The sequence below is a fragment of the Peribacillus sp. P4_B1 genome, from assembly GCF_056402395.1.
Genome location: NZ_JBFUHM010000010.1, coordinates 45,538 through 69,385, shown reverse-complemented (window position 1 = coordinate 69,385; position 23,848 = coordinate 45,538). Strand labels below are relative to the sequence as shown.

18 protein-coding genes and 1 other annotated feature are annotated in these 23,848 nt (G+C 42.8%); of the genes, 12 read left to right on the top strand and 6 right to left on the bottom strand.

Annotated features, from left to right (window positions below; genetic code table 11):
* The gene (locus AC1DVK_RS08035) at positions 1-1,149 is read right to left on the bottom strand and encodes an amidohydrolase (RefSeq protein ID WP_477626236.1); all 1,149 of its coding nucleotides are present in this window, start codon (positions 1,147-1,149) and stop codon (positions 1-3) included.
* A gap of 437 nt (positions 1,150-1,586) precedes the next feature.
* On the opposite strand from AC1DVK_RS08035, the gene AC1DVK_RS08030 reads away from it, so the two are divergent.
* The 7 genes from AC1DVK_RS08030 (at position 1,587) to AC1DVK_RS08000 (ending at position 7,448) form a co-directional block, all read left to right on the top strand.
* Positions 1,587-2,915, top strand: coding sequence for an LLM class flavin-dependent oxidoreductase (locus tag AC1DVK_RS08030; RefSeq protein ID WP_477626205.1), 1,329 nt, complete (start codon positions 1,587-1,589; stop codon positions 2,913-2,915).
* Positions 2,916-2,996: 81 nt separating this feature from the next.
* The gene (locus AC1DVK_RS08025; protein ID WP_477626204.1) at positions 2,997-3,530 is read left to right on the top strand and encodes a GNAT family N-acetyltransferase; all 534 of its coding nucleotides are present in this window, start codon (positions 2,997-2,999) and stop codon (positions 3,528-3,530) included.
* Positions 3,531-3,549: 19 nt separating this feature from the next.
* Positions 3,550-4,350, top strand: coding sequence for an amino acid ABC transporter substrate-binding protein (locus AC1DVK_RS08020; protein WP_477626203.1), 801 nt, complete (start codon positions 3,550-3,552; stop codon positions 4,348-4,350).
* A 24-nt stretch (positions 4,351-4,374) separates the two neighbouring features.
* A complete protein-coding gene (locus AC1DVK_RS08015) occupies positions 4,375-5,046 on the top strand; it encodes an amino acid ABC transporter permease (protein WP_089362682.1) in 672 nt (223 codons plus the stop codon).
* Positions 5,047-5,050: 4 nt separating this feature from the next.
* Positions 5,051-5,818, top strand: a complete 768-nt coding sequence (locus AC1DVK_RS08010) for an amino acid ABC transporter ATP-binding protein (RefSeq protein WP_089362681.1) — start codon at positions 5,051-5,053, stop codon at positions 5,816-5,818.
* Positions 5,819-5,823: 5 nt separating this feature from the next.
* A complete protein-coding gene (locus AC1DVK_RS08005; protein WP_477626202.1) occupies positions 5,824-7,164 on the top strand; it encodes an MmgE/PrpD family protein in 1,341 nt (446 codons plus the stop codon).
* Between the two features lie 95 nt (positions 7,165-7,259).
* Positions 7,260-7,448, top strand: coding sequence for a hypothetical protein (locus AC1DVK_RS08000; protein WP_477626201.1), 189 nt, complete (start codon positions 7,260-7,262; stop codon positions 7,446-7,448).
* A gap of 140 nt (positions 7,449-7,588) precedes the next feature.
* Here the strand turns inward: AC1DVK_RS08000 and gltD are convergent, their stop codons facing one another.
* Both gltD and gltB read right to left on the bottom strand, forming a co-directional pair.
* The gene (gene gltD, locus AC1DVK_RS07995; RefSeq protein ID WP_477626200.1) at positions 7,589-9,070 is read right to left on the bottom strand and encodes a glutamate synthase small subunit; all 1,482 of its coding nucleotides are present in this window, start codon (positions 9,068-9,070) and stop codon (positions 7,589-7,591) included.
* A gap of 16 nt (positions 9,071-9,086) precedes the next feature.
* A complete protein-coding gene (gltB, locus tag AC1DVK_RS07990) occupies positions 9,087-13,637 on the bottom strand; it encodes a glutamate synthase large subunit (RefSeq protein WP_477626199.1) in 4,551 nt (1,516 codons plus the stop codon).
* A gap of 134 nt (positions 13,638-13,771) precedes the next feature.
* Here gltB and gltC point away from each other — a divergent pair, with 134 nt between their 5' ends.
* From gltC to AC1DVK_RS07965, 5 genes are all read left to right on the top strand, one after another.
* Complete coding sequence (gene gltC / locus AC1DVK_RS07985) at positions 13,772-14,674, top strand: glutamate biosynthesis transcriptional regulator GltC (protein ID WP_061465298.1); 903 nt, start codon at positions 13,772-13,774, stop codon at positions 14,672-14,674.
* A 230-nt stretch (positions 14,675-14,904) separates the two neighbouring features.
* The gene (locus AC1DVK_RS07980) at positions 14,905-15,180 is read left to right on the top strand and encodes a spore coat protein (protein ID WP_477626198.1); all 276 of its coding nucleotides are present in this window, start codon (positions 14,905-14,907) and stop codon (positions 15,178-15,180) included.
* Positions 15,181-15,296: 116 nt separating this feature from the next.
* Complete coding sequence (locus AC1DVK_RS07975; protein WP_477626197.1) at positions 15,297-15,896, top strand: hypothetical protein; 600 nt, start codon at positions 15,297-15,299, stop codon at positions 15,894-15,896.
* A 464-nt stretch (positions 15,897-16,360) separates the two neighbouring features.
* Positions 16,361-16,543, top strand: coding sequence for a hypothetical protein (locus AC1DVK_RS07970; RefSeq protein WP_477626196.1), 183 nt, complete (start codon positions 16,361-16,363; stop codon positions 16,541-16,543).
* Between the two features lie 318 nt (positions 16,544-16,861).
* Positions 16,862-17,119, top strand: a complete 258-nt coding sequence (locus AC1DVK_RS07965) for a hypothetical protein (RefSeq protein ID WP_477626195.1) — start codon at positions 16,862-16,864, stop codon at positions 17,117-17,119.
* Between the two features lie 32 nt (positions 17,120-17,151).
* On the opposite strand, the gene AC1DVK_RS07960 is transcribed toward AC1DVK_RS07965, so the two are convergent.
* The 3 genes from AC1DVK_RS07960 to AC1DVK_RS07950 all read right to left on the bottom strand — a co-directional run bounded on the left by AC1DVK_RS07960 (position 17,152) and on the right by AC1DVK_RS07950 (position 23,779).
* Positions 17,152-20,319, bottom strand: coding sequence for a S8 family peptidase (locus AC1DVK_RS07960; RefSeq protein WP_477626194.1), 3,168 nt, complete (start codon positions 20,317-20,319; stop codon positions 17,152-17,154).
* A gap of 338 nt (positions 20,320-20,657) precedes the next feature.
* Complete coding sequence (gene leuS / locus AC1DVK_RS07955) at positions 20,658-23,072, bottom strand: leucine--tRNA ligase (RefSeq protein ID WP_289319484.1); 2,415 nt, start codon at positions 23,070-23,072, stop codon at positions 20,658-20,660.
* A 54-nt stretch (positions 23,073-23,126) separates the two neighbouring features.
* Positions 23,127-23,362, bottom strand: a binding site (T-box leader).
* A gap of 153 nt (positions 23,363-23,515) precedes the next feature.
* On the bottom strand, positions 23,516-23,779 hold the full coding sequence (locus AC1DVK_RS07950; protein ID WP_061465304.1) for a DUF2524 family protein: 264 nt from the start codon (positions 23,777-23,779) through the stop codon (positions 23,516-23,518).
* Positions 23,780-23,848: the final 69 nt, after the last annotated feature.

Here is a 23,848-nt window from a genome sequence, read left to right as displayed (position 1 = left end):
TCATTCAGGGATTTTTTTTAACGCCTCTAAAGCCAATAAGCGAAAATAAGAAGCAGCTGGAAAAAGTGCTTTTTCATCTACTATAAACTTAGGATGATGCAGGTCATATGGACCGCCCGACCCTATCATTACGAAAGCACCTGGTATTTTTTCTTGGTAAAAAGCGAAGTCTTCCCCTATGGAGCTAGCTTCCAAGGTTTTTGTCTTGTAACCTGCTGTGTCTCCAACCTGAAGCGCCAAATCTGCCCATTCAGGTGTATTATCAACTGATGGCGGGCCAGGATGCCATGATAGTTCAACATTTGCATCGAAAGTTTCACTTATACCGTGCAGGACTTGTTTCATACGTTTCTGGATGAACTCTCGTTGAGTTTTACTGAAGGTGCGGACGGTTCCTTCCAAATAGGCACTATCCGGGATAACATTCCACGTTGAACCGCTATGAATTTGAGTGATGCTCAAAACCGCGGACTCTTTTGGTGCCACATTGCGGCTGATGATGGTTTGCAACGTTGAGATAATATGTCCTGTTATGATAATCGGATCATTTCCCTCTTCCGGTTTGGCCGCGTGTGAGCCAGTTGCTTTAACATGCACTTCAAAGCGATCGACTCCCGCTGTCAGTGCGCCATGTTTTGTCCCTAACTCCCCAACTTGCAATGTCGGATCATTATGAAGGCCAAAAATCACATCCACATCATCCAGCACACCGGTTTCCATTAAAGCACTTGCTCCATGTCCCGTTTCCTCCGCAGGTTGAAAAATCAAGCGAATCGTTCCGGAAAGATCTCTTTCTTCTTTTTTTAATAAAAAAGCAGTCCCCAAAATGACGGAAGTGTGAAAATCATGACCACATGCATGCATCACGCCGATGTGCCTTGAAGGAAAATCCACCTCAGATTGCTCTAAAATTGGTAAAGCATCAATATCGGAGCGAAGTGCTATCGCAGGTCCCGGCTTACTCCCTTTTATCTCAGCTACGACACCAGTTTTCAATGGGAAATCAAGTATCTTAATATCTTGTGATTGAAGCGCTTCTTTAATTTTTTTAGTCGTTTCAAATTCTTGGTTTGATAATTCAGGTGTCATATGAAGATCGCGTCTGAATTCCAATAAATAATTTTCCAATTCTACATCGCTTATGGTCAACGGTTGTCCATCTCCTTTAAAATCCGAATAGTAAAGAACGAAAGCTATTAGCCAAGGAATATCAAGTGAAGCAGCTATCAAATAAGCTATTTGATAAACGTGTAAAGAATGAGTTCTAATATAGGTCGAGTCGAAAGCATCATAACAATGATTTCCCGGAAATGCTAAGTGTGTATATTCCGAATATTTAATATTGACAATTTATTATATAAGATGCTACCATTTGATTTAATTTCTATATTATATTAACGTATCAATCCGAAAAAGGATTCAATTTCTAAAGTAGAAAACAAGTAAGGAAATATATAGTCGGAAGAAACCCTCTTCTAAACTGAAGCGGGTTTTATTTCAGCATTAATTCATAGTAAACCAGTAAGGATATTTATATTATAAATCCCCTGCGTTTAAAAGTGAAGACATAAAGGAGCAATTGACACATGAAAAAGAAAACAGTAAAGCTTGGTGTATTTTTGGCCGGAACAGGACATCACGTTGCTTCCTGGAGACATCCTAACGCCAATCCGAAAGGTAATATGAGCATCGATTATTTTAAAGGGTTGGCCCAGACTGCCGAAAAAGGTTTATTTGATTTATTATTTTTGGCAGATAGTTTGTCAGTTGCAAAGGACTCGCATCCTAATATTCTGACTCGATTCGAGCCATTGACCTTGTTATCTTATCTAGCCTCGGCGACTTCCAATATTGGTTTGGTTTCAACGGCCTCCACCACTTACGAAGAACCCTTTAATGTTGCTAGGAAATTTGCTTCTTTAGACCATATTACCTCCGGCCGCGCTGGATGGAACGTAGTCACGACGTCCCTTGCCTCTACTGCAGTAAACTTCAATAAATCAGAACATTTAGAACATGGCCTCCGTTATAAAAGAGCGACTGAATTTGTTGAAGTTACCAAGAAATTGTGGGACTCATGGGAAGACGATACATTGGTCATCGATAAAGAAACAGGCCAATTCATTGATGTAAGCAAGTTTCATGAAATCAATCATCAAGGTGAGTTTTTCAATGTAAAAGGACCATTAAATATTTCCCGCTCCCCTCAGGGGCATCCGGTCATTGTACAAGCAGGCTCTTCTGGCGCTGGGCAATTGCTTGCAGCAAAGCACGCAGAGATTGTCTTTACTGCCCAAGAGAACAAGGAGGACGCGGTTTCATTTTACCATGAGTTAAAAGGTCAATTGGCCGCTTTTAATCGGAAGAAAAGCAGCTTGAGCATCATGCCAGGTTTGTTCCCGATTGTGGGACAGACCGAGAAGGAAGCCCAAGAAAAGTACGAGGCATTGCAGGAGCTGATCATTCCCGAAATAGGATTGGCTGTTATGGGAAGGTATTTTGGAAATGTGGATTTTTCGAACATTCCTTTGGATACACCGTTTGCTGATATTTCGCTACCAGAACATGTAGATGGCATCCAAAGTAAATATGATTTGATCGTTAAACGGGCGATCAATGAAAATTTGACGTTACGTCAGACATATCAGTGGGTTGCCGGATCACGTGGACATCATATCGCAATAGGAACACCAACGCAGATTGCGGATAAAATTGAAGATTGGGTGAATGGAGATGCGGCTGACGGCTTTAATATCATGCCAGCCCTCTTGCCTGATTCTTTAACGGATTTTGTAGAACTTGTTGTCCCTGAACTGCAATCGAAAGGAATTTTCCGTACTAAATATGAAAGTAACACATTACGAGGGAATCTTGGCCTGGATAAACCGGCCAACCAATATTCCCATAAGCTTTAAACACCTTACACCTGGCTGATCTCAAAGACAGAATAACCGAACCGAAGAGGAATTAACTAGATAGAGTATAGGAGGCGCAAGATGAGTCAAGTATTTCGTGAAGTACGTGTAGAAGATGTGGATAAATTCCTCCAATTAACATTGGATGCTTACGCGAGTATAAGAGAGTTGGATATTCACTTCTCTGCGGCAACCGCCACGAGAGAGGAAGTGATTAAGCATATATCAGAAAATAAGGTTTATGTTCTGGAGGAAAATGGCACATTTATTTCGACCGTTTCGATTCGGTTACCTTGGGGTCCTAATCCTGGCCCGCTCGTATTGCCACACATAGGCTGGTTCGCTACAAACCCTGCATATAAGCGTCAAGGCATAGGAAAAAAAGTTCTATCATGGCTCGAAGAAGAAATTTTGAAAAAGCAACTGAGAGCCCCCGCGGTTACGCTCGGAACCGCGGATAATCATCCATGGCTAAAGGAAATGTACGAAAAAAGTGGATTTGTAGAGATCGGGCAAAAAGATTTAGGCAAAGGTCATCTCACAATATATTTGAGGAAAATCTTGCAGCCGGGACAATATCAAGCTTGGACTGAAAAACATAATCCAACCATTTAATAATAGGAGGAAAATAACAATGAAAAAAATTCTTTCCCTTGGACTCTCTTTACTTTTCATATTAGTACTTGCGGCATGTGGCAATTCAAAACAAGAGAATGCTGCCAATGATTCCGAACAAAAAACAATTAAAGTGGGGTCCACTGGCCAAAGCTATCCAAATGGTTATCAAGAGGATGGTAAATTAATAGGTTTTGACGTAGAACTTACAGAACTCATCGCCAAGAATTTAGGATACAAGGTAGAGTGGGTCACTTCTGATTTCAGTGGGATAATGGGGCAATTGGGATCAGGTAAATTGGACACCGTTGCGAATGCCGTTGCTATAACACCAGAACGCCAAGAGCAATTTAATTTTACAGAGCCGTATAGTTATTATGGTGCACAAATTGTATCAAGCACAAAAAACGATAATATTAAAAGTTTGGCTGATCTTAAAGGCAAAACCGTTTCCGGTGTGCTGGGGTCTAATAACGTCACAAACCTAGAAAAATATGATAAAAATGGCGATATCAAAATACGAACCTATGAAACCCGGGATGGCGCGATGCAAGATGCCATTAACAACCGTGTAGATGGATATATCAATTCCCGCCCAATCCTGGTTGCAGAAATAAAGAAAAATGACCTTCCGTTAAAACTGGTTGGTGATCCAGTGGCCTATGAAAATGTAGGGTATCCATTTACCAAAACAGAAAAAGGCAAAAAATTAAATGATGAATTCACGACAGAAATCAAAAAACTTAAAGAAGATGGTACATTAGCGAAGCTGTCCAATAAATATTTTGGTGAAGATATCACCACGAATTCCGGCGAATAAGCATAGCGGAGGTTTTAAAGCATTATGAATTTTGATTTACAATATATGTTGGAAATTTCCCTGCAAATCGCAAAATTTATTCCAATCACTCTGGTTTTAGCCATCATTTCGATGGCTTTAGCCATTATTATCGGACTTGTAGTGGCCTTAATAAGAAATAGCAATATTTTTGGAATCACCCAATTGGCAGGCTTATATATCTCTTTATTCCGAGGAATGCCAACATTGGTACAATTATTCATCATTTATTACGGTTTACCACAGTTATTCCCGTCGTTGTCAACGATGGAAGCAATGACGGCAGCAATCATTGGATTCAGTTTGAAAGAATCCTCTTATTTAGCAGAAATTTTCCGAGCTGGATTGAATTCCGTGGACAAAGGGCAGATGGAAGCGGGCCTTGCAACTGGCATGAAAAGAGTGCAGATTTACTCGCGAATCATATTACCACAGGCCGCTTTAAATGCATTGCCAGCAACAGGGAATACATTTATATCTTTGATTAAAGAAACGTCCCTTGCCTTTACATTAGGAATTACGGAACTATTTGCAGAGGGAAAAATTATTGCATCCGCTAACATGCGCTTTTTCGAGACGTATTTGGTGGTTGGCCTGATTTACTGGCTATTGGTTGTTCTTTATTCTTGGATACAAAAATACCTGGAAATTTGGCTCAGCAAACCACTTAGAAGGTGATCATATGATAAAAGTAAGAAACTTATCTAAATATTTTGATGATAAACAAGTATTGAACGATATTAACTTGGATATAAGAACCGGGGAAGTTGTCGCCATTATTGGCCCTTCAGGTTCTGGAAAATCAACGTTATTACGCTGTCTGAACCTGTTGGAAAAGCCCAACAGCGGCACCATCGAAATCAAGGATGTAAAATTGGATACCCAAAAATATAAAGAGAAAGACGCGTACCAATTAAGACAGCAAACAGCGATGGTATTCCAACACTATAACCTTTTTAAAAATAAAACGGCCTTAAAAAACGTGATTGAAGCTTTGCTTGTCAGCAAAAAGGTAAAAAAAGAGGAAGCCATTCAAATCGGCGTGGATTTATTGAAACGGGTAGGCTTGGAAAAACAAGCCAAACAATACCCCGCTACCTTATCCGGCGGACAACAGCAGCGTGTCAGCATCGCTAGAGCATTAGCTGTAAAACCACATGCCATTTTATTCGATGAACCTACCTCCGCTCTAGATCCCGAATTGGTTAATGAGGTTTTACAAGTAATCTGGGAGTTAGCGAAAGAGGATACCACAATGGTCATCGTGACGCATGAAATGCAATTTGCGAAGGAAGTTGCTGACCATGTCATATTCATGGCAGACGGACATATTATCGAACAAGGCACCCCAGAACAAGTGATTGAGCATTCTCTTAATCCGCGAACTCAGCGTTTTTTACGGCAAATGGGAGATGAAACGGACGGATCTGCCAGGCAAAAAAGGAAGTGAAGTGCATGAACACGGAAAGGTTATCCGAAATGATTTATCATTCCAATCCGTTGGTAAATGAAGGAGTATTACAGGCTGCAATCGAAGGACTTCTTGATTATCTTGCTGTTTCCTATCAAACGAAATCCGAAAAGGAAATTACGATTTTAAAGCAAATCATTTTGGAAGAAGGCGGAAATGGGACGAGTTACTTGATTGGAAGTCACATACATGCAACAAGATCCCAGGCCGCACTCTTCAATGGCTTTCAAGCTCATTTACTAGATTATGATGATGTACATTCAGATGTACGAGGTCATCCAAGCGCAGTCATTTTGTCTGCTTTGTTGGCAGTTGGAGAACCTGAAATGACAGGGAAACGTTTTTTAGCAGCCTATGTGGTTGGTGTGGAAATCATGGCTCGGTTCGGGGAAGCAATGAACCCCTATCACTATACAAAAGGTTGGCATAATACAGCTACACTTGGCGTAATAGCTGCAGCTGGTGCGGTTGCGTATTTACGGGAATACTCACCACGCTTAATAGCTGAAACCATGAGTCTTGCCGCTACCCAATCGGCGGGTTTACGACTCCAATTTGGCACTGTAGTAAAGCCGCTCCATGTAGGGATTGCTGCTAAAAACGCTGTGGATTCCGCAGATTGGATTCGGATGGGATTACATAGCAACCCCGACTTTTTGAATGATAAGAATGGATTCTTTGAGGTATATGCAGAAAATGGAGTTCCCGATTTGACGGAAAATTGGGGAACGACATGGCGGATCGTAACACCAGGATTATGGTTTAAACAGTACCCTTTTTGTTCTGCTGCGACACATGGCGCTGATGCAGCTGTCTTTTTACATAAGACGTACGATTTATCGGAAGAAGATATTGAATCGGTGAGTGTTTGCTTTCCTCCAAATGGTGATTCCGCTTTGATTCACCATAACCCTTCGACCGGTGAAGAAGGAAGATTTTCGATTGAGTATATTGTATGGCTCGCGCTTACTGGCAAACCCCTGACCTTTGCTTCTTTTGAATCGAAACCTATTCCCCATTCATGGAGAAAATCCTTTCAAAAAGTAAATAGGGAGGCGGATGCAACGATCAAGCCTTCCAAAGCAGCACTCCCAGTGGGACGATTTACAATTGTGACCGTGACCACGACGAGTGGAGATCTACTATCGAAACGAATCGATACACCTAAAGGAAGCCCTGGGAATCCATTTACAAAATCCCAGCTAAAAGAAAAATTGCATAAAGCCATAGGAGATGAAGTAGAGACAGAGAAAATAATAGCAGCTGTCCATGCACTGAAACACACATCACTTGGCGTTCTTCAAGAAGCTGACTATAGAAGCTGACTGAAAGTAAATTAGGCGAACAGTATTTATACTGCTCGCCTAATTTGTATACCATCAATACGGTATCACGTGAGGTGAGTTTCGGGCGTTTACTCATGAATTTTGACGGTTTACTCGCGAGTTTCGAACGTTTTACTCGCGAGTTTCGGCCTTTTACTCGTGAGTTTCGGACGTTTACTCGTGAATTTCGGCGTTTTCTCGTGAGTTGGGCGATTACTCGTGAATTTCGGCGTTTTACTCGCGAGTTTCGGCCTTTTACTCGCGAGTTGGGCGATTACTCGTGAGTTTCAGCGTTTTACTCGTGAATTTCGGCGTTTTACTCGTGAATTTTGACCATTTACTCGTGAGTTTCGGCCATTTACTCGTGAATTCCACTTTTCCCACAATAAAAAAAAGAAGCACCATATGGCACTTCTTTTTTCTACTAAGGTAATACCGAAGAACCCATTAAGTAGCGGTCCACTTCACGTGCTACTTCGCGGCCTTCATTGATCGCCCAAACGATGAGGCTTTGCCCTCTTCTTGCATCTCCGGCGGCGAAAACGCCTTCGACATTCGTTCTGTATTCGCCATAGACGGCATCAATTTTTTGATTGACTGTTTCAACGCCAAATTGAGTTAAAAGCGGCATTTCCGTTCCTTCAAATCCGATTGCGATGAAAACGAATTGTGCAGGCCATACTTTTTCAGTTCCTGGGATTTCCCTGAAAATGTATATTCCGTCATCGCCTTTGATTTTTTCCATGGAGATTGTGTGCAGTTCTTTAACATTGCCATTTTCATCGGCGACGATTTTCTTTGTTTGGATTGAATATTGACGCGGATCTGCACCAAATTTCGCTTCCGCTTCTTCATATGCATATTCAAGGGAAAATACATTCGGGTAGGCAGGCCACATATTATCTGATGTACGGGCCGTCGGAAGGATTGGATGCTTCCCGAATTGTACGACGCTCTTACATTCCTGGCGAAGGGCCGTCGCGACACAGTCAGCTCCTGTATCCCCGCCGCCTATGACGATGACGTCCTTCCCCATAGTGTCTAAAAACTTGCCGTCTTCAAAATTGGAGTCCAACAGGCTTTTAGTCGATGTCGTCAAGTAATCCATTGCAAGGTGAATGCCTGATGCCCCGCGACCTTCAATTTCCAGGTCACGCTGCTTTTGGGCACCTGTGCATAGGATGACTGCATCGTATTGATTTTGCAGTTCTTCGGCTGAAATATCTTTTCCCACTTCTGTATTGGTAATGAAATCGATGCCTTCCTGGGTCAATAATTTGATTCGGCGTGCAACGACATCCTTTTCAAGTTTCATGTTCGGGATGCCGTATGTCAACAGCCCGCCTGCACGGTCTGAGCGCTCATAAACCGCGACCGAATGACCTGCTTGATTCAACTGATCAGCACTCGCCAATCCTGCCGGGCCCGAACCGATGATGGCAATTTTCTTGCCGGTCCTGCTCTCAGGGATGCGAGGCGTGATCCAGCCATTTTCAAATCCTTTATCAATGATGGTCCGTTCAATGTTCTTGATGGTAACGGCAGGATCGCTTATCGCTACCGTACAAGACCCTTCACATGGGGCAGGGCAAACGCGCCCTGTGAATTCAGGGAAATTATTCGTTTTCGACAAACGGTCCAATGCATCTTTCCATCTGCCGCGGTAAACCAAATCATTCCACTCCGGGATCAGATTATGAATCGGACAGCCCGTGGTGACCCGGTTCAACTCCATGCCCATATGGCAGAAAGGGGTGGCGCAGTCCATACACCGCGCTCCCTGTGTACTTAACTTTTCATCAGAGAAAGGAGCTGTATATTCTCTCCAGTCGCTTAAACGAGTGAGAGGATTCCGGTCTTTTGGCTTTTCACGCTGGTAATCCATAAATCCTGTTGCTTTTCCCATCTTTCTCTCCCCTTCCTCACTGCATCACAGCTTGTTTAGTGATTTTTTTATCTTGAACGGCATTTGCCTGAAATGCACTCATGACCGCATCCTCATCCGATAACCCTGCATGCTTCTGCTCATTGATGCTTTTGATCATCCGTTTGTAATCTTTCGGAATGACTTTTACGAATTTCTTAGCGAAATCCTCCCAGTTCTCCAATACATAAGATGCCTTGGCACTTTCTGTATAATGAAGATGGCTGTAAAGCATTTCTTTTACCTCGTTGGCATCATCCAGATCATCAAGCGTCTCGAATTCTATCATTTCGCCATTGCATAATGCCTTGAATTCTTCTGCATCATCAGCAAGTACATAAGCGATGCCGCCTGACATGCCTGCCGCAAAGTTTTTGCCGACGTCGCCCAGAATGACCACGCGTCCGCCTGTCATATACTCACAGCCATGGTCCCCAATTCCTTCAACGACGACATTGACTCCACTGTTCCGTACGGCAAATCGTTCTCCGGCACGGCCATTAATGTAGGCCTCGCCGCTTGTTCCGCCGTATAATGCGATATTTCCGGCAATTACATTGTCCCCGGCCTCAATCTGATTGCCTGCAGGTGCCGTGACAATGATCTTTCCGCCAGATAAGCCTTTCCCAACGTAGTCATTGACATCACCTGTCAAATACATCGACATCCCTTTTGGAATGAACGCACCGAAGCTCTGGCCCGCCGATCCCGTAAAACGAAGTGTGATGGTATCTTCTGGCAAGCCGAATTCCCCGTAGCGTTTGGATACTTCACTGCCGACGATCGTTCCGACCACACGGTTCACATTGGTAATCGGGAAGCTGACATCCACCTGGGTTTGGTCATTTAAAGCAGGCTCCACAACAGGTAAAATCTCACGGATATCCAAGGATTCTTCGATTTTATGGTTTTGAGGAAGTTGATACGTACGTATTCCCTCCGGTTGGAAAAGAAGTGTCGTCAAGTCCAGATGCTTCGCTTTCCAATGGTTTTGTGCCCGCTCGCTCACTTGTAAAACATCAGTGCGGCCGACCATTTCTTCCACTGTTCTAAATCCAAGCTCAGCCATCGTTTCCCGCACTTCCTCAGCGATGAAGCGCATGAAATTCACGACATGATCCGGATCTCCAGTGAATTTGCTGCGAAGTTCAGGGTTTTGAGTAGCTACCCCCACTGGACATGTATCCAAATGGCAAGCACGCATCATGACACAGCCAAGGACCACAAGCGGTGCCGTAGCAAAGCCGAATTCTTCCGCTCCAAGGATGGCTGCCATGACCACATCGCGTCCCGTCATTAGCTTTCCATCCGTTTCAAGGACGACACGGCTGCGCAGGCCATTCAGCATCAATGTTTGGTGTGCTTCGGCAAGGCCCAGCTCCCAAGGAAGACCTGTATGTTTGATACTCGTTTTTGGTGAAGCTCCCGTACCGCCATCATACCCGCTGATAACGATGACATCCGCGGCTCCTTTAGCCACACCGGCTGCAATCGTGCCTACGCCTGCTTTTGATACAAGCTTGACGCTGATCCTGGCATCACGATTCGCATTTTTCAAATCATGGATCAGCTGTGCCAGATCTTCAATCGAATAGATATCATGATGCGGAGGCGGTGAAATCAGGCCGACACCTGGTGTGGAACCACGGACCTCTGCGACCCAAGGATATACTTTGTTACCAGGCAGCTGGCCGCCTTCACCTGGCTTTGCACCTTGCGCCATTTTAATTTGAAGTTCATCGGCATTTACAAGGTAATGGCTTTTCACTCCAAAACGACCGGACGCAATTTGTTTAATCCCGCTGCGGCGATTATCACCGTTTTCATCCAGTTGGTAACGGCTAGGGTGTTCCCCGCCTTCACCGCTATTGCTTTTTCCGCCTAAACGGTTCATTGCAATCGCAAGTGTTTCATGTGCTTCCTGACTCAATGAACCGAATGACATCGCGCCCGTTTTGAATCGGCTGACGATGGATTCCACTGATTCCACTTCATCTATTGAAATGCTTTGGCGTTTTTGATCGAACGAGAATAAATTCCGTAAAAAACCAAGTCTCTCTTCATTCGCCAAGTTTGAATATTGCTTAAATAAATGATAATCGCCTTTCCGGCAGGCCCATTGCAGTGTATGGATCGTTTTAGGATTGAAAGCATGATATTCCCCTGTTTTTCTCCATTGAAAATCACTGCCGCTTTCAAGAGTTTGATCATACGAATCAGCTGCAGCCTTCCTATGGCGAATCAACGCTTCTTCCGCTATCGTTTCCAAATCGATCCCACTAAGCTGCGATGCCGTACCGCTGAAATAACGTTCGATTACATCAGCACCGATTCCGACCGCTTCGAAAATTTGTGCGCCGCGATAACTTTGAATCGTGGAAATACCCATTTTCGACATCACCTTTACGATGCCTTCTGTCAACGATCGTACATACTTCCTTACCGTTTCTTCGTAGCTGATGGCTAAACTGCCTTCCAATACAGCCTGCTTATATGTTTCATAAGCAAGGTACGGGTAAATCGCATCCACTCCATACCCGATCAGGGATGCGTAATGATGGACTTCCCTTACTTCCCCCGATTCAACGATAATGCTCACTTTCGTACGGTTCCCATGACGGATCAGCTCTTGATGAAGGGCGCTCGCAGCCAGCAGGGAAGGAATCGCAGCCTTTTCTTTGCTCATATCCTTGTCAGATAATATCAAAAGGCTGACACCATCAGCGATCGCTTGTTCCGCTTCACGGCAGATGCGATCGAGTCCACTCTCTAAATCTTCTGAAAATAAAGTGTGAATGACCTTGCTCCTGAATTCCGGAAAGTCATTTTCTTTCAACTGCTGCATTTGACCTGGCGTCAATACAGGTGAATCCAATTGAATGCGGAGGCTGTTCGTTTCATCCGGTTTCAGCAAATCCCCTTCCGCACCTAGAAATGTCATCGTTGACGTGACGATCTGTTCACGAAGCGAATCGATTGGCGGGTTGGTAACTTGGGCAAAGGATTGCTTGAAATAGTTGAAGAGCGATTGCGGGCGATCGGATAAGACCGCTAACGGAATGTCATTCCCCATGCTGCCCAGTGGATCTTTGCCTTCGTTAATGACCGGCAGTAGATATTTTTGGACATCTTCATACGTGTATCCAAACGCTTTTTGCCTGAATAACAAATCACTCAATGGCTCCCCTTCAAGCACAGGTTCTTCGTCACGTAATTGAACAAGCTGTTCGTCCAGCCATTGCTGGTATGGATTTTCCTGAGCCATTTCCGACTTGATCTCTTCATCGGAAACAATACGGCCTTCCTCTAAATCTATTAAAAGCATTCTGCCTGGGCTTAAACGATCTTTATATAATACATTCTCCGGCTCCACATCGATCACGCCGACTTCGGATGAGAAAATGATGTAATCATCTTTTGTCACATAATACCTTGCCGGCCTTAAACCATTTCGATCAAGGATGGCCCCGATTTGCTTGCCATTCGTAAAGGATATGGCCGTCGGACCATCCCATGGCTCCATGAGCATGCTATGATATTCATAAAATGCCTTCTTTTCCTTCGTCATATGTGGGTTTTCGGTCCACGGTTCAGGAATGAGCATCATGGCCGCGTGTGCCGGCTTACGCCCTGCAAGCACGAAGAATTCAAGTGCATTATCAAGAATCGAGGAATCACTGCCGTCTATATCCAAAATAGGCAGGACCTTTTGCAGGTCATCCCCGAATGCTTCTGAAACAAACTGCTGCTCACGTGCTTTCATCCAATTCACATTACCTCTAAGCGTATTGATTTCGCCATTATGGATCAGGTAACGGTTTGGATGTGCCCGTTCCCAACTAGGAAAAGTATTCGTGCTGAAGCGTGAATGCACTAAAGCGAAAGCAGAAACGAAATCCTCCTGTTGAAGGTCAAGATAAAAGGCATCCACCTGCTCTGGTGTCAACAATCCTTTGTACACGATCGTAGCACTTGAAAGGCTGGCAAAATAAAAACGATTGCCGCGTTCACGAGCCCAGTTTTCAGCTTGTTTTCTGATAATGAACAATTTACGCTCAAAAGCTAAATCATCTGTCAGCCCATCGCTTGCCCCGATGAATACTTGGCGGATCGTCGGACATGTCTCCTTGCCGACCTCCCCGATTTTCGTTGCATCAACAGGAACCGTTCTCCAGCCTAATAGCGTTTGGCCCTCTTGTTCGATAAATGCATTCAAACGAGCTTCGATTTCATTCCGTTCATCATCGTTGTTAGAGAAAAAGAGCATGCCTACTCCATAGCGTCCTTTTGCCGGCAAGTTCATCTCCGGGCATGCCAGCCTGAAATATCTATCAGGAATCTGCACCATTAATCCTGCACCATCTCCTGTAAGGGGATCGCTGCCTTGTCCGCCGCGATGATCTAATTGGCACAGCATTTTCAGTCCTTGTTTGACGATGTCATGTGTAGCAAGCCCTTTTAAATGAGCATATAACCCGATCCCACATGCATCATGTTCAAATTCAGGATGGTAGAGCCCTTGTGCTTTTGGTATTTGATTGTATGTCATATTAATCGCCCCCATCGTATTCTTACACCGGTATGTCACTTACATTTTATTCTAGGTTTTCAAATCGATATAAACAATATATAATTCTAATAGAATCTATCTCAATTTGAGATGGATGGTAGGAGGATGAATAAATGGAACTACGTCAATTACGTTATTTTGTTGAAGTTGCCGAGAGAGAACACGTCTCTGAAGCCGCAGTGCACCTGCATATTGCACAATCAGCAGTCAGCCGGCAAATCTCCAAATTGGAAGATGAGCTTGGGGTTCTTTTATTTGAAAAAACCGGCCGAAATATCCAGTTAACTCCAATTGGTAAAATATTTCTATTTCATGCAAAAACGGCTATACAAGCGATAGAATATGCCAAATATCAAATTGAGGAATTTTTGGACCCTGAACACGGAACCATTAAAATCGGGTTCCCGACCAGCCTCTCCACCCATTTGCTGCCTACCGTCATTTCCGCTTTTAAAGATGAGCAGCCGAATATCGGGTTCCACTTAAGACAGGGATCTTATTCCTCTTTAAAGGAAGCCGTCAAAAATCGCGAAATCGGATTAGCCTTTCTTGGACCAATCCCGATAAACGATCCAGATATCGAAGGTCATATCCTGTTCACGGAAAACATTTCCGCTTTGCTGCCCATAACCCACCCATTGGCGGAAAGGAAGAGTCTGCGCCTAAGTGATTTACGAAATGATCCATTCGTTTTGTTTCCCAAAGGATACATCCTTCACAGTATCGCTATCGAAGCATGCAAAGCAGCCGGTTTCGCACCGAACATCACCTCGGAAGGTGAAGACATGGATTCCATAAAAGGGCTCGTATCAGCCGGAATTGGGGTCAGTCTGCTCCCTGACAGCACCTTTTATGAAGTCACTCCAAGACTGACTGTCAAAATCCCGATCGACACCCCTGAAGTCAAACGGACTGTTGGCATCATCACACCAAAAAACAGGGAATTGGCACCATCGGAAGAACTTTTCTACCAATTTGCCAAAAAGTTTTTCTCTGTTCTCGAGCAATACCAATAAATCATGGTTTTAGAATGTTCCATTCATCTTTCATGCATTCAGCACCATCAGCATTAATACGGTAAAGCCGCCCCTCTTTCCGGAAAAAGCGTATGGAAGCCAGGGGCGCAATCCTTTTAAACTATGAATGTGAGCGAAGGGCCTTTTCCATAAATGATTTCATTAGACAACTTACCTATAGCCAACTGTTCGAATAACGTATCAAGATTATTTGTACAGGAGGAATTGATATGACACCCACCCATTCACATCTTGCTTGGCATGAAACACTGGAACTTCTGGGGCTTGCCAAAACATCCATCAAAAATTATGCAGGTGCCATTTCTGAAACAGCCACCCCCTCCCTTCGAAAGGTATTTATTAAACATTTAAATGGAGCCATCGATATCCATTTCAAGATTTTCAACTACCTTTATGAAAGAAATCTCTATCCTGCTTACAACTTAAACCAATTGCTTCAAAATGACGTGGATGTTGCCAATAATGCTCTTTCACAGCCATTCTAAATGCAAAAAAGGTAAGCGCACCGATCGCTTGCCTTTTGCCCCGTTCCGACTCTTAAATGTTATAATATTTAATAATTGGGTTTAATTAGGTTGATATTATCAAGGGGGTGAAATACATGAAAAAGATCCTATTATCCATCATCATATCCCTGCTCTCATTTTCTTTAGCCGCCTGTAAGGCTTATGATCCAAAACCCGAGAATACCCTTTCAGTTCCTGAGTTATCAGCAAGGGAAAAAGCCATCCTTGAGAATACAAGTGAACATTTCTTTCTTGTCGATTTCAATGTTGATGATACATACAAGAAGATGGCCGTCTGGGTCGAAAAATATGAATTTGGTAAACTTGTCGCACCTGAAATGGGACGCATGACAACTGCCGTCAAAGATAATGGGACAATCATCTTTACGACTTCCAAAACGGTTGATGGCCAAAATCTATCGATGTTCAACATCAGCATTCAAAACGACGATGGTACGGATACAGCCACTTATCCTGAGACCATTGCTGAAAAGGGTTCCAGCGTTTGGGGCAGTCCTAGTAAATTCAATATAAACAACACAAAAAAGCTTGCGTTGGCGAGTATTTGTTATTCAAGCCGAGATGAAGGAATACATACACTTTCCAATGGTTTTTTCAATGACATGGATCGTCATATGGAAGAGTTAAAGGAATACGATGTCGTCTACCTTCTGAGAAGTGAATTTACTAAATGAGCTTACAAGTGCAGGAGACAAGTTGAATCGAACTTGCCCTGCACAGTTTGTTTTTCATTCAAATTAAACGCAAAACTAAATTAAACGAATTAAAGAGAACACGATGAAATCTCCAATTGAGTTCTATAATGATTACTGTTGACTATTACTCTAGGTATTACTTTTGGTTTTACACTTCAAATCAGTGGAAAGCCATTATTTTTTAAATATGAAATATGAAAAGGATTGATTAAAATTAGAGCGATTAATGCTAGATTTAAAAGATTAATGAGATTGAAAAATCCCGAATTTTTTCAAGTAGACTTGTCGATGAAGAACAAAATGCATTTTTACTAATACATGATAAAAATAAAAATCTAAAGAATGTAGAAGATAAGTTTATAGATGTCTATCTTTTATCAAATTTCGAATTATCTGACTTATCTCATCAAGACGTACTAAGCTACAGTGAAGATCTTTTAGGGATGAAACATCAGTGCTCTTATCATGTACATACTTTAAAAGTAGAAGAAGAGTTTGTTTTTAATATTCCTTTTGACATGATGAGTATTCGAAATTATGTACAAGAAATCTTGATAAAATTAAATATCAAAGAACAACTTCCTACCTTTCAAGAAGCTGACTTTGATTACTTATCTCAAGATTAAAAAACAAATGAACAAAAACTATGTAAAAATCATTTTAAGTTTATCTCTCTATTAATCATAGCTATATTTTCTTCAATAGAACTGACGAACATCAAAAATGGACACTTTAAACCTGATGAAAGAAACAATCAAACAGAGTGGGGATCATCTATAGCTAATGAAACACATATATCAGGATATAAAGAATGGATTAAACAATGAAGATGGGTACAGTTATGAAGGGGAAATTAGGTTTATAGGTGAAATTAAATAACTCTAAGTGACAATCTATATTCACATGTCCCTTTTCTTAATGAAAGGCTCTTTTCGTAAAGATTGTTGTTTTTAAAACGAAACTATTTAAGGTTGATTGGAGCGGAAGTACGAGACTCCTGCGGGAGCAGCGGGACARGTGAGACCCCACAGGCGTTTACGCCGAGGAGGCTCACCGCCCGCACCAAGGAAAGCGAGCATCTGGAGGGGAAATCAACCACAACTCACTACCTGGTGAATAGCAACAAAGTATGTGAAAACAGCCTAATGAAAAGATCAACATTAAGATTTAAAGGGCCATATACAAAAAAAAAGGCCGTTTAACATGTAAGTTAAACGGCCTTCACCTCTAATTATTATTTAGATTTTTTAACCGTTACTTTTGCTGCTTTTCCTGTATTGCCAGCTTTATCTTTTGCTGAGACGTATAATGCGGAACCTGCTTTTTTCTTGCTGATTTTAACAGAGAATTTTCCGTTTTTATCAGCTTTTGCCGTTCCGATGTTTTTATTGCTATACTTCACGGTTACGGTTGAACCGATTTCCGCTTTACCTGTTACTTTTGTTGCTTTGTCGTTTACTTCATTCACTTTCGGTGCACCTGGAGCTGTTTTATCTTTAACCGTTACTTTTGCTGCTTTTCCTGTATTGCCAGCTTTGTCTTTTGCAGAGGCATATAATACGGACCCTGCTTTTTTCTTGCTGATTTTAATGGAGAAGTTCCCCTTTTTATCAGCTGTTGCCGTTCCGATGTTTTTATTGTTGTACTTCACGGTTACGATTGAACCGATTTCCGCTTTACCAGTTACTGAGGTAGCTTTATCGCTTACTTCATTCACTTTTGGCGCACCTGGAGCTGTTTTATCGATAACAGTCACGGTTGCCGCCTTGCTTTCACGTTTTGCTAAGTCTGTAGCTGTGACCGAAAGTTTAGTGCCAGCCTTTTGCTTGCTGATTTTCACTTTGAAATTCCCTTTGCTGTCCGTGTTACCTGAACCAATCACTTTTTTTGCGTTATTTTTGATCGTGATTTTCATGTCCGCTTGTGATTGACCCGTTACATACGTATCTTTGTCACTTAGAGCTTTAACAGTTGGCTTGTTAGGGGTTGCACCCTTATTCACGAATACTTTGATTGAAGATACGGCTAGTTTGGAAGAATCAGAGATATTCACAGTAAGCTGCTGCTCAGCTTTTTGGACAGGAATAGTAACGGTGAACGCTCCGTTAGCTGCCGCCGTTGCTTTACCGAGTGTTTTCTTCCCGTTTTTCACTTCGATTACTGAACCTTTTTTAGCTGAACCAGTCAGTTTTGTTTGGGTATCCATCACAGGATTGACTTTAGCTTGCAATTCCACTGTACTAAGTGCACTATATGCATTCAATCTACCAAATCCTGATACTAAATCTTTTCCGACAGGCAGTTCTTCTTCTGGTATTATGATTTCTCCATCTTCTGGTTCATAGTCCTCATAAGGGTCTACATTATCTTCTTCTTCAAAAGCAACATATTCCGATGTCTCATGAAGGATTTCCCTTACCTCATTCACTTTCAGCCCAGGATTTCCGGATAATAACAAGGCTGTGGCTGCCGCAACATGAGGAGTTGCCATTGATGTACCATCCATGTAAGTAACATTTCCATTAGGTAAAAGGCTCGGGATGCCTGTCCCTGGAGCGACCATGTCCAATTTCGATCCATAATTGGAATAATCGGATACTAAATCAAGGGCATTGGTTGCACCGACGGATATGGCGTATTTAGATGATGCAGGATAAGATAGACCCTCCATCCCATCATTACCGCTTGCTACGACAACCATTACATTCTTGGCTGCGGCATGTTTCAAGGCATATTCAATCGTTCTGCTATATTCTCCGCCCAAGCTAAGGTTTATGACCTTTGCTCCATGATCCACGGCATATTTAATGCCTAGTGCAACTTTCTCCATGTCTCCAGATCCTGAAGAATCCAAGACCTTCACAGGCATGATTTTAGCTACTGGATTGATTCCTTGCATCGAATACCCATTATCCGCTTTGGCAGCGATAATTCCTGATACATGTGTACCATGACCATTGTCATCGATGGCATTTTCTTTCTTATCAATGAAATTCTTACCTAACTCCATGCGAACCGTATCTTTCAAATCCGCCAGTGAATCATCGACACCCGTGTCGACAACCGCTACCATTGTATCCTTTAAATTACGTTTCTTGATAAGGTTCTGCAGTTTTTCGTTATCGATGTCCGCTCCCTTTATGCCCTCTTCACCACCGGCGTTATTTAAAGACCATTGGTACGGTGACTGAATATCGGCTGAAAGTGCTTTGTACGTTTTTACCGCTTCGATGTATTCCACTTCTGGAAGTTTCTCGATATTCGATAGAGCTGCTGTGCTCATTTTAGCTTGATTGTTTAACTCTACAACGTACATATCATCATACAGAACCTCTTGTTGCTTAGGTGCCGCCGATAATGTTCCATATCCTTTTCCGCTTACCTTGGATTGGACAGCGCTTAATGACTTCCCAGGTTTAAGTTTGACAATATATTTGTTCTTTATATTCTTCGAAGCTGGAAGTTCAATTCCCGCTTTGCTTGCGATATCGACGATTCTCTCACCTGCAAGCTTATCAAGGTTGACCTTCTTTGCTATGCTGTTCATTTCTTTTTTCAATCCAGCAGGTGCGACGTCAGCCGACTTATTGAATAATGCTTTAATCGCTTCTTGCTGCTTGTTGCTAATGACTGCCGTACTGCTTACTCCATTCTCATTAAGATCCTCAATAAGGGGCTTAATGACGACTAAGTGATTATAGACAGCTTCCCTGGCCGTTTTATTAACAGCCAGATGCATGGCCAGAAATGGGGAAGCCTTATAGTATAAAGAAGAAAGAGAGCGTCCCTCAGATGACTTCGTGAGAACTTCATCTCTAAACACGCGGAGTGTTTTCAACATCGATTCTCCCGTTTTCTTATCGTTTACACTCAATTCAACCGGGCATGCTTCGAGTTCCTCTTCGTCCCCAGAAGATGGCGGCAATGTTACTGAATGGGCATTGATGGAGTATTCAGCGACATTTTTAGCATCGGGGATGGGATTTCCCTCATCATCCGTATCGCCGAAATATTCAACTTTAACATAATATGTGCCTTCCCAAGCATACGGGAAATCGACTACAGCTTTTTCATCAGGATAAGAAGAGACAAGATAATTGCTCTCATCTTTTTCTGCTTTTTCTTTATTTTGATATACGGAAATATTCAAGATTTTGTCCGAATTGACTTCGAACTCAGCATGGGAGAATTTTTTTATTTCTTCTTTTGTAGGGGTGATTTGATACCATTGAACATCCGGTTTTTCAAACTTCCCGTCTAAAGTGTCCCCATTTTTAATCGTTTTTACATTTTCAATAGGTGTTGCAGTTGCAGCTTGAGAATTTAGTGGAACCATCAAGCTGATAATCAGTGCAAAAATAAGTACAAACGCCGTAAATCGACTCACATTCTTAAATTTCACAGTTTCCCCTCCAATAATTGGTTAAAAAATTACAGTACTATACCAAACTATCACACTGTAAAATTTTATCAACCAATTTTTTACCTTTTTTATGGCAAATACTTGATATATTGGGCCTTCAAGCCGAAAAATGATTCTCACGTACCAATTAAGCAAGATATTTAGGTTCCAATGCATTACTACCGCTTGTTGATTCCAAAATTTGATAGACTCATCGCAAATAGATTTTAATCGGGGGAAATCCTAACCATGACCTAATTCCTATGTTCAGCCGATGCCCACGCAAAAAAAAGCTGTCCCAGCATTAAAACATGCGGAACAGCCCTCAATCGATTTAGTTAGTTTGCGACGATATTGACTAATTTGCCTGGTACGGCAATAACTTTACGGATGGTTTTCCCATCGATTTGTTCTTTGATGGAGTTATCCCCCATCGCAATTTCTTCCAGTTTTTCTTTTGTAGTGTCAGTCGGCACCATTAATTTCGCTTTGACTTTTCCATTGATTTGGATGACGATTTCGACTTCGTTATCCACTAACTTCGCTTCGTCGAACGCAGGCCATGTTCCGTATGTGATGCTCTCGGAGTGACCTAGTTTAGACCAAAGCTCCTCGGCGATATGCGGTGCAACTGGTGCAAGCAATTTGACGAAGCCTTCGATATATACCTTAGGAAGCGAATCCGCTTTATAGGCATCATTAATGAATACCATCAATTGTGAAATCGCCGTATTGAATTTCAATTCTTCATAGTTCTCGGTCACTTTTTTAACCGTTTGATGATAGACTTTTTCAAGCTTGCCCGTGTCATCCGTTTCGGTCACCTTATCTGTGATCGTATTGTCTTCGTTGACCAATAAACGCCAGATACGGTCAAGGAATCTGCGGGAGCCGTCCAATCCGTTTGTAGACCAGGCAATCGAAGCATCCAATGGTCCCATGAACATTTCGTACATTCGAAGCGTATCGGCACCATGGCTTTCAACGATATCATCCGGGTTCACGACATTCCCTTTGGATTTACTCATTTTTTCATTATTCTCGCCAAGGATCATTCCTTGGTTAAATAGGTTTTGGAAAGGTTCCTTCGTTGGCACGACACCGATATCGTACAGGAATTTATGCCAGAAACGAGCGTAAAGCAAGTGAAGCACCGCATGCTCAGCGCCGCCAATATAAATGTCGACCGGCATCCATTCTTTTAATTTTTCAGGATCTGCAAGTGCCTCCTTGTTGTCCGGATCGATATAACGAAGGAAGTACCAGCTGCTGCCTGCCCATTGTGGCATGGTGTTTGTCTCACGGCGCCCTTTTCGTCCGTTTTCATCCGTTACGTTCACCCATTCCGTAATGTTTGCAAGAGGTGATTCGCCTGTACCTGAAGGCTTGATGTCTGTCGCTTTCGGTAAAATCAATGGAAGTTCTTCTTCCTTCACTGCAGACATCGTGCCGTCTTCCCAATGTATGATTGGAATCGGTTCACCCCAGTAACGCTGACGGCTGAATAACCAGTCGCGAAGACGGTATGTTATTTTCTTCGTACCGATTTCTTTTTCTTCCAGCCATTTGATCATGGTTGAAATGCCTTCTTCTTTATTCAAGCCATCAAGGAATTCCGAATTCACATGTAGTCCATCGCCTGTATATGCTTCACTTGTCACATCTCCGCCAGCTACGACTTCCTTGATTGGCAATTCGAACTTGACTGCAAATTCATAATCACGCTCATCATGTGCAGGAACGGCCATGATCGCACCTGTTCCGTAGCTGATCAACACGTAATCAGCAATCCAGATCGGCATTTTTTCGCCGTTTACCGGATTAATGGCATAGGCCCCCGTAAACACGCCTGACTTATCCTTTGCCAAGTCTGTTCTTTCCAGGTCGCTTTTATGTTTCACTTCATCTAAATATGCGTCAACCGCTTTCCTTTGATCAGCCGTCGTAATTTTATCGACAAATGGATGTTCAGGTGCCAATACGGCATATGTTGCACCGAATAACGTATCCGGACGAGTCGTGAACACCGTGAATGTATCATCAAAGCCATCGATATTGAATGTAACCTCCGCGCCCTCGGAACGGCCAATCCAGTTACGTTGCATATCCTTGATGTTTTCCGGCCAATCGACATCATTCAAATCGTCGATTAAGCGGTCCGCATAAGCCGTGATTCGAAGCATCCACTGTTTCATCGGGCGGCGCTCAACCGGATGGCCCCCACGCTCACTTTTTCCATCGATGACTTCTTCGTTCGCCAATACCGTGCCAAGGGCTGGACACCAGTTAACGGCCACTTCATCAATATATGCAAGGCCCTTTTCATATAATTTCAAGAAGATCCATTGCGTCCATTTGTAATAGTCAGGGTCTGTCGTGTTAATTTCACGATCCCAGTCATAAGAAAAACCAAGGGCTTTGATTTGGCGGCGGAACGTGTTGATGTTGTGCTCCGTGAATTCAGCTGGATCATTTCCCGTATCGATCGCATATTGCTCTGCCGGAAGTCCAAAAGCGTCCCAGCCGATCGGATGCAAAACATTATACCCCTGCGCCCGTTTCATCCGTGCCAGGATGTCGCTTGCCGTATAACCTTCCGGGTGACCCACATGAAGACCGGCCCCTGAAGGATATGGGAACATATCCAGCGCGTAGAATTTGCGTTTGCCGCTTTCTTCACCCGTTTTGAATGTCTTGTTGCCTTCCCAATACTGCTGCCATTTCGTTTCTATGCTTCTATGGTCAAAACTCATATTATTTCCTCCTAATTTCCGTATAAAAAAACAATAAAAAACCCCTCATCCCAAAATAGGGACGAGAGGATTATGTATATCTTCCCGCGGTACCACCCACATTGGCGATAGCTAAAATCCGCCCAGCTTAAAACATCATCCGTAACATGGATTAAAACGCCAGGCATTACTTTTTACCTTCACACCTGGAACTCCAAGGCGAGTTCACGACCATCCCAGGTTGACTTGCACCACCCGTCAACTCTCTTTACTGAAATAAAATCGCTACTGTTCCTCATCATAGTCTTTATGAGAATATTTGATTATATTACATTCTAGTCAATTTTACCGATAATTGCAATAGCCGTACATAAACATTATCGACAGGTTTTTCATTATATATGCGAATTCAAGGAAAAACGTGCAAAAAAAAGGGAGCTATGCATCCTAGCTCCCTTGCTCCTTTAATGTCGCAGTAATATCATTTCATTTTTCAATTCATTCAATTGCTGCCGCATCCGCGAAAGCATATCCCGTTGCTGGGCATTCGAACTGGCATACAATCGTTCCATATCAGTCAAAGCCTCTTCGATATACCTTTGCGAATTTTGAAATTGTTCATCATCATAATGCTCCTGCCGAGAGGCCTCGTTAAATTCAAACTCTGCAAAATGGAGAGCCCCTTCACATTGCTCTAAAAAATGATCGACGGATTGTCTGGTTGCCATTTCAAACCCTCTCCTTCGCGTCTCATTTGGATGACTCAGTATCATCTTGTTTAGTTTGAGCAAATAACG

Excerpts from the sequence above, each read along its gene's own strand:
- AC1DVK_RS08030 (WP_477626205.1), top strand. The coding sequence starts at position 1,587 with ATGAAAAAGAAAACAGTAAAGCTTGGTGTATTTTTGGCCGGAACAGGA.
- AC1DVK_RS08025 (WP_477626204.1), top strand. The coding sequence starts at position 2,997 with ATGAGTCAAGTATTTCGTGAAGTACGTGTAGAAGATGTGGATAAATTC.
- AC1DVK_RS08020 (WP_477626203.1), top strand. The coding sequence starts at position 3,550 with ATGAAAAAAATTCTTTCCCTTGGACTCTCTTTACTTTTCATATTAGTA.
- AC1DVK_RS08015 (WP_089362682.1), top strand. The coding sequence starts at position 4,375 with ATGAATTTTGATTTACAATATATGTTGGAAATTTCCCTGCAAATCGCA.
- AC1DVK_RS08010 (WP_089362681.1), top strand. The coding sequence starts at position 5,051 with ATGATAAAAGTAAGAAACTTATCTAAATATTTTGATGATAAACAAGTA.
- AC1DVK_RS08005 (WP_477626202.1), top strand. The coding sequence starts at position 5,824 with ATGAACACGGAAAGGTTATCCGAAATGATTTATCATTCCAATCCGTTG.
- AC1DVK_RS08000 (WP_477626201.1), top strand. The coding sequence starts at position 7,260 with ATGAATTTTGACGGTTTACTCGCGAGTTTCGAACGTTTTACTCGCGAG.
- gltD (WP_477626200.1), bottom strand. The coding sequence starts at position 9,070 with ATGGGAAAAGCAACAGGATTTATGGATTACCAGCGTGAAAAGCCAAAA.
- gltB (WP_477626199.1), bottom strand. The coding sequence starts at position 13,637 with ATGACATACAATCAAATACCAAAAGCACAAGGGCTCTACCATCCTGAA.
- gltC (WP_061465298.1), top strand. The coding sequence starts at position 13,772 with ATGGAACTACGTCAATTACGTTATTTTGTTGAAGTTGCCGAGAGAGAA.
- AC1DVK_RS07980 (WP_477626198.1), top strand. The coding sequence starts at position 14,905 with ATGACACCCACCCATTCACATCTTGCTTGGCATGAAACACTGGAACTT.
- AC1DVK_RS07975 (WP_477626197.1), top strand. The coding sequence starts at position 15,297 with ATGAAAAAGATCCTATTATCCATCATCATATCCCTGCTCTCATTTTCT.
- AC1DVK_RS07970 (WP_477626196.1), top strand. The coding sequence starts at position 16,361 with ATGAAACATCAGTGCTCTTATCATGTACATACTTTAAAAGTAGAAGAA.
- leuS (WP_289319484.1), bottom strand. The coding sequence starts at position 23,072 with ATGAGTTTTGACCATAGAAGCATAGAAACGAAATGGCAGCAGTATTGG.
- AC1DVK_RS07950 (WP_061465304.1), bottom strand. The coding sequence starts at position 23,779 with ATGGCAACCAGACAATCCGTCGATCATTTTTTAGAGCAATGTGAAGGG.